At 72.5% G+C, this 6,812-nt stretch carries 6 protein-coding genes; 4 read left to right on the top strand and 2 right to left on the bottom strand.

Going from position 1 to position 6,812, the window contains the following annotated elements; translation table 11 throughout:
• Window positions 1-64 precede the first annotated feature (64 nt).
• On the bottom strand, window positions 65-988 hold the full coding sequence (locus Q4D18_RS10415) for an MBL fold metallo-hydrolase (protein WP_303128100.1): 924 nt from the start codon (window positions 986-988) through the stop codon (window positions 65-67).
• Window positions 985-2,370 carry an aldehyde dehydrogenase family protein gene (locus Q4D18_RS10410; protein WP_303128097.1) on the bottom strand — a complete coding sequence of 462 codons (1,386 nt, stop codon included), beginning with the start codon at window positions 2,368-2,370 and terminating at the stop codon, window positions 985-987. The genes Q4D18_RS10415 and Q4D18_RS10410 overlap by 4 nt, the downstream gene beginning before the upstream one ends.
• A gap of 170 nt (window positions 2,371-2,540) precedes the next feature.
• Between Q4D18_RS10410 and Q4D18_RS10405 the strand changes: the two genes are divergently transcribed.
• The 4 genes from Q4D18_RS10405 to Q4D18_RS10390 all read left to right on the top strand — a co-directional run.
• Window positions 2,541-3,308, top strand: a complete 768-nt coding sequence (locus tag Q4D18_RS10405; protein ID WP_303128095.1) for a coniferyl-alcohol dehydrogenase — start codon at window positions 2,541-2,543, stop codon at window positions 3,306-3,308.
• A 32-nt stretch (window positions 3,309-3,340) separates the two neighbouring features.
• A complete protein-coding gene (locus tag Q4D18_RS10400) occupies window positions 3,341-4,327 on the top strand; it encodes a PDR/VanB family oxidoreductase (protein WP_303128091.1) in 987 nt (328 codons plus the stop codon).
• A gap of 47 nt (window positions 4,328-4,374) precedes the next feature.
• Complete coding sequence (locus tag Q4D18_RS10395; RefSeq protein ID WP_303128089.1) at window positions 4,375-5,580, top strand: cytochrome P450; 1,206 nt, start codon at window positions 4,375-4,377, stop codon at window positions 5,578-5,580.
• Between the two features lie 37 nt (window positions 5,581-5,617).
• The coding region (locus Q4D18_RS10390) for an MFS transporter (protein ID WP_303128087.1) at window positions 5,618-6,812 on the top strand (1,195 nt) is incomplete at its 3' end.

The following is a 6,812-nucleotide window of genomic DNA, read 5'->3' as shown; positions in this document are numbered from 1 at the left end:
GACGGCTACGCCCTCGGCGTGGAGTGGCTGGCCCGCCGCCTGCGGGGCTGAGCCGGGCTCGCCGTCACCCCTGCGGGCCGCCCACCCGGACCACCTGCTTCGAGGTGGCCACGGTAACGGGCCCGTCGAACGCGGAGGCGGCCTGGTCGTGCCACCACGCCGGCTCGGCACGACCGGCCAGGTGGGAGAGGACCAGGTGTCCCGCGCCGGCCTCCTGCGCCACCGCGCCGGCGTCGGCCGGGTGGGTGTGGGAGGCCTTCTGATGCTCGAGGAAGGGACCGGAGAAGCCGGCCTCGCGGTAGAAGTCCACGTTGACGGCCTCATGCACCAGCACGTCCGTGCCCGCGGCCAGATCCGCGAGCGCGGGGCAGCGGGCGGTGTCCCCGGACAGGGTCACGGATCCGTACGGGGTGTCGAAGCGGAACGCGTACGCGTCCGTGACGGGCGGGTGGTCCACCCGCACGGCGCTGACGCGGACCGCCTCGTCCTCGTACACCGTGTGGACGTCGTCCCGGCGGACGATCTCCCGCATCTCCACCAGGTCGCCGAGCGGAGGACGGGCCTCGTCCGTCTGGCGGATGTCGATGTCGTAGGAGTAGGCGCGCAGCAGCCGGTCGAGCATCTCGGCGGAGCCGGCCAGGGTGCCGCCGGCGCGGTCCACGTCCGCGGCGGGGCCCACGATCGGCACGCGGGTTTCGAACCCCTCCACGGGACGCCCCCAGTTGAACAGCAGGTAGGCGGGCAGCTCGGCCACGTGGTCCGAGTGCAGGTGGGTGATGAAGGCGGCCTTCAGACCCCGTCCCACGAGGCCGGTCTCCACGGCGGCGCGTGTGCAGCCGATCCCGAAGTCCACCAAGTAGAACTCACCGTCCACCACGACGGCGGTCGCGATCCCGTTCTCCGGCCCGCGGACCGCGGGCCCGGCCGCCACCCCGAGGGTGACCACGGACAGCCCCGTGTGGGCCGCCAGGTCGACCCCGGCGCTCACGCCGCGCCCCCGTGGGCCATGGCGTTCACCGTGCGCAGCTCCTGGTAGTGCTCCAGGCCCCACGGGCCGCGCTCCCGGCCGACGCCGGACAGGCGCCAGCCGCCGAACGGGGCGTCCTGCTCCACGCGGGTGTGCTGGTTGATCCAGACGGTCCCGGCCTCCACCGTGCGGGCGACCGCGTCGGCACGCTCGAGGTCCGGCGACCACACGGAGGCGCCGAGACCCCAGGGCTGGTCGTTGAGGCGGCGCACCAGGGCTTCCAGGTCCTCGTAGACCACCACGGGCAGGGCAGCGCCGAACTGCTCGTCGGAGACCAGGGCGGCGTCGTCGTCGAGCCCGGTGACCACCGTGGGGGCCATGAAGTGCCCGGGGAGGTCGCAACCGCGGCCGCCGCCGGCCACCCGGCGTCCGCCGCGGGAGAGCGCGTCGTCCACGAGCTCGGAGACGGTCTCCAGCTGGGCGGCGTTGTGCATCGGGCCCATCGTGGTGGCCTCCTCCACGCCGCGGCCCAGGACGAACGCCTCCGCGGCGGCCGCGAGGGACTCGACGACCTGATCGGCCAGGGAGCGGGGCACGTACACGCGCTTGGCGGCCATGCACACCTGCCCGGCGTTGCGGAACGCCGAGGCCGCGAGGGCGGCGCCGGTGAAGGCCGGGTCGGCGTCGTCGAGGACGATCGCCGGGTCGTTGCCGCCCAGCTCCATGGTGATCCGCTTGGCCAGGGGCGCGGTCTGGGCCAGGATCCGGGTGCCCACGTCCGTGGAGCCGGTGAAGGAGATCTTGCGGACCAGGGGGTGCTCGGCCAGGGCCACGTTCACGGTGCGGTCGCTCGAGGTGGCCCACTGCAGGACGCCCTCCGGGAGGTGACGGGCCATGAGGTCCACGAGCGCGATGGTGGAGAGCGGGGTGCTCGGAGAGGGCTTGGAGACCACGGTGCAGCCGGCGGCGAGGGCCGGGGCGAGCTTCACGAGCAGCAGCGAGATGGGGTAGTTCCACGGCGTGATGGTGCCGACGACGCCCACGGGCAGGCGGTCCACGCGCACCGAGCGGCCCTCGCGGTCCGGCAGACGGGTGCTGGCCTCCCAGTCGAGGTCCGCGTAGTAGTCCAGCATCCCGGCGCCCACGAGGAACTCGCCCTCGGCCTCGCGCCTCGGCTTGCCCTGCTCGCGGGACATCAGCTCCCCGAGGGCGGCGGACTCCGCGCGGATCGCCTCGGCGCACGCACGCAGGGCGGCGCGGCGGGCGGGCTCGTCGGCGGCCCAGCCGCCCAGGGCGGCACGGGCGGCGCGGACGCGCTCGTCGACGTCGGCGGCGGTGTGCTGCGGCGCCTCGCCCACCGGCTCGAGGGTGGCGGGGTCGTACACGGTGTAGGTGCGGCTCACGGGGGTCCTCCGGTTCAGGTCCGTCGGGCGGATGCGGATCCCAGCATGTCCCGGCACGTGATGTGGACCACGGCATGGTTCCGCTCAGCGGGACTTCCAGACCGGCCGACGGTGTGACCGTGCTCATACTCGTCTCGACCGTCCGCATCCCCACAGGAACGAGGCACGCCATGACCGCCACCGACCTCCCCCTCGTCGTCACGGGAGTCTCCTCCGGCATCGGGGCCGAGACCGCCCGGGTCCTGCGCGCGGCCGGGCACACGCTTATCGGCCTGGACCGCAACCCGGCCCCGGACTTCGACGGCGAGTTCGTCACCGCCGACCTCTCCTCCCCCGAGGGCGTGGCCTCCGCCGTGGCCGCGCTGCCCGAGCAGGTGGCCGGCCTGGTGAACATCGCCGGCGTGCCCGGCACGGCCCCGGCGCGCGTGGTGCTCGCCGTCAACGTCTTCGGCCTGCGCGAGCTGACCCGCGCGGTCGCCCCCCGGATCACGCGCGGCGGCGTCGTGGTCAACCTCGCCTCGAACGTCGCCGACGACTGGCGCTCCGTCGTCGAGCCCCTCCGCCCGATCGCCCTGGCCGAGGACGTGGACGCGGTGCTGGACCGCGCCGACGAGCTCGTGGAGGGCCAGTCCTACCTGCGCTCGAAGCAGGCCGTGCGGTTCCTCACGGAGCACCTCGCCGCCGAGCTCGTCCCCCAGGGCGTGCGCGTGGTCTCCGTCAGCCCCGGCCCCGTCAGCACGCCCATCCTCGAGGACTTCAAGAAGGACCACGGCCGCGGCAGGGTCGACTCCGCCGCCGAGGCCCTCGGCCGCTTCGGCGAGCCGGCGGACATCGCCGGCGTGGTCCTCTTCCTGGTCTCCGACCAGGCCCGCTGGGTGAACGGCACGGACATCCGCGTCGACGGCGGCCTCGCCGCCGTCCGCTCCCACACCGCCTGACCCCGGCCCTCCCCCGCACCGGAAGGAACGCCATGACCCCCACCTCGACCCTCCCCTCCCCGACCGTCGACGGCAGCTCCCTCGAGGTCCTCGTCGAGCGGATCGACCCGGTCGCCGACGGTGTGCGCCGTCTGACGTTCCGGCGCATCGACGGGGAGCCGTTCCCCGCGTGGGACCCGGGCGCGCACGTGGACGTCGTGATGCCCGAGCACGTGCGCCAGTACTCCGTGTGCTCCTCCCGGTCCGAGCGGGACACGCTGGCCGTGAGCGTGCTGCACACGCCCACCAGCCGCGGCGGCTCCCAGTGGGTGCACGAGGGCCTGCGAGAGGGGGACACGATCACGATCTCCCGTCCGCGCAACAACTTCCCGCTCGTGGACTCCCGGCGGTACATGTTCATCGCCGGCGGCATCGGCATCACCCCGATCCTGCCGATGATCGAGGCCGCCGAGGCGGCCGGCCGCGAGTGGACGCTGGTGTACGGCGGCCGCTCCCGCTCCTCCATGGCCTATCTCGACGAGCTCGTGGAGCGGTACGGCGAGCGCATCCACGCCTTCCCCGAGGACGAGACGGGCCGGATCGACCTCGAGCGGTTCATGGGGATCCCCCGGGCCAAGATGCTCGTCTACGCATGCGGCCCGGAGCCGCTGCTCGCCGCGCTCGAGGACTGGGCCCGCGGCTGGCCGCCGGGCGTGCTGCACACCGAGCGATTCGTGGCCTCCGCCCTCGACAGCGGCGCCGCCACCGAGCCGTTCGAGGTGGAGTTGATGCGCACCGGCACGACCGTCACCGTCCAGCCTGACCAGACGGTCCTCGAGGCGCTCGAGGACGTGGGCGTGCGCGTCCTGTCCTCGTGCCGGGCCGGCGTGTGCGGCACGTGCGAGACGGACATCGTCTCCGGTGAGGCGGACCACCGCGATGCCGTGCTCTCCACCGAGGACAAGGCGGACCACCGCTCGATGATGGTCTGCGTCTCCCGCGCCGCGGCCACCTGTCCCAAGCTCCAGCTCGACCTGTGAGCGCGTCCTCACGCCCCCTCGCACCGCACTCACCCCAGGAGGAACACATGCCCGCCCCCACCGCCGGCGTCCCCATCACGGACCTGGACCCGTTCAGCATCGAGAACATCGCCGACCCCACGCCCCTGAACACCGCCCTGCGCGAGCTGGGCCCCGTGTTCTGGCTGGAGAAGTACGGCTGCTACGGCGTCGCCCGCTACGAGTGGGTGCACGAGGTCCTGACCGACTTCGAGACCTACATCTCCGGTGGTGGCGCCGGCCCGAACGACATCCGCAAGGACCCCGAGTGGCGCCCGCCGTCGATCCTCGAGTCCGATCCGCCCACCCACACCGTGATGCGCCGCGGCCTGACCGGGGTCATCAACCCCTCCAAGATGCGTCAGCTGCGCCAGGAGTTCACCCGGCCGGCGCAGCACCATGTGGAGTCCCTGCGCGGTCGCACCGAGGTGGACGGCATCAAGGACATCGCCGAGCCGTTCCCCCTGAAGGTCTTCCCGGACGCTGTGGGCCTGCGCCCCACCGGCCGCGAGAACCTGCTGCCCTACGGATCCATGGTGTTCAACGCCTTCGGCGCGGAGAACGAGATCCGCGACGCCGCGTTCGAGGAGGGCGAGAAGGTCGCCGCGTGGGTCATGGACTCATGCGATCGCAAGAACCTCGCAGCCGAGGGGTTGGGCGCAGAGATCTGGGCCGTGGCGGACCGCGGGGACATCGCCCCCGAACAGGCCACCCTCCTGATCCGCGCCCTGCTGAGCGCCGGCGTGGACACCACGATCTTCGGCTCCGGCAACACCCTCTACGCCCTGGCCCAGAGCCCTGAGGCCTGGGCGAAGCTCCGCGAGCAACCGCAGCTGGCGAAGTTCGCGGTGGACGAGGCCCTGCGCCTGGAGTCCCCGTTCCAGAAGTTCCACCGCACCGTGGCGGTGGACACCGAGATCGAGGGCGTGCCCGTCCAGAAGGACGCCAAGATCATGGTGTTCCTGGGCGCCGCCAACCGCGACCCCGAGAAGTGGGGCCCGGACGCGGACGTCTTCGACCTGGACCGCTCCGCCTCCGGCCACGTGGCCTTCGGCATGGGCCTGCACCAGTGCGTCGGCCAGCCGATCGCCCGTCTCGAGATCGAGCTGCTCCTGACCTTCATGGCCGAGCACTTCGAGGCCATCGAACTGGCCGGCGAGCCCGAGCCGTGGATCCACAACGTGCTCCGCGGGTTCTCCTCCCTGCCGCTGCGCCTCACCCCGGCAACCGCCTGACCCCCTCCCCATCCCCCTCTCTCAGCCAGGAGACCCCATGTCCACTGTCCTCCCCGCGCCGGTGCACGACGACACCGCCAAGGACCCCGCGGCCTGGTCCCCCGCCAAGCGGCGCCGCACCGCCTGGACCATCACCCTCATGCTCCTGTTCCTCATGATGGTGAACTGGGCGGACAAGGCTGTGATCGGCCTGGCCGCCATCCCGATCATGCAGGACCTGGGGATCTCGCCCCAGCAGTTCGGACTGGTCAACAGCGGCATGTTCCTGGCGTTCCTGGTGGCCCAGCTCGTGGTGGCCCCGTTCTCCACGAAGCTGCCCGCCCGCTGGATGATCCTGGCGATGTGCGGCCTCTGGGCAGTCTCTAACCTGCCCGTGGCGATCTTCGCGACCCTGCCGGCGCTGTGGGTCTCCCGCCTGCTGCTGGGCGCGGGCGAGGGCCCGTACGCCCCCATGGCCATGCACGCCACCTACAAGTGGTTCCCCGCCAAGAAGGGCGCGACGCCGGCCGCAATCGTCTCCGCCGGCGTCACCCTGGGTATCGTCGCCTTCGCGCCCGTGCTGGCCTGGATCCTCGCCTCGTTCGGCTGGAAGGTGGCCTTCCTGTCCCTGTCCGGGATCGGCGTGGTGTGGATGATCGCCTGGATCTTCCTCGGCAAGGAGGGGCCGTACAGCTCCGCCGCCGCCGAGCGCGCGATCGAGGCCAGCGAGGCCCCCGCCTCGACGGTGCCGTCCGGATCGGCCCCGGCTGCCGAGGCCCCCGCGGCCGCGTCCGATGAGGCACCGGTGCCCTTCTTCCGCACGATCCTCAACCCGACCTGGTTCTTCGCCGTCTTCGTCTCCTTCATGGGCTATTGGACGTTCGCGCTGGCCACCTCGTGGGGCCCGGCGTACTTCGAGTCGGTGCTCGGCTACTCGCGGCAGGGCGCCGGTTCGCTCATCGCACTGCCGGCCGCATGGGGCTTCATCGCCACCATCGGACTCAGCAACCTGACGCAGCGCCTGGACCTGCGCGGCGTGCCGACCCGTGTGGCCCGCGGCGTCGTGATGGGCGGGGCGGGCCTGGTGGCCGGCCTCTGCCTCTTCGCCTCCACGCTCGTCACCCAGCCCGTGGTGGCGCTTGCCCTCATGACCGTCGGCTTCGGCACGGCCCCAGCCCTGTTCGCCGTGACCTACCACGTCGTCTCGGAGCTCACGACGATCCGGCAGCGCCCCGCCCATCTCAACATCGCCA

This window comes from Micrococcus sp. (assembly GCF_030523875.1).
In the GTDB taxonomy this organism is placed as follows: domain Bacteria; phylum Actinomycetota; class Actinomycetes; order Actinomycetales; family Micrococcaceae; genus Micrococcus.
This window is presented reverse-complemented; position numbering and strand designations above follow the sequence as displayed.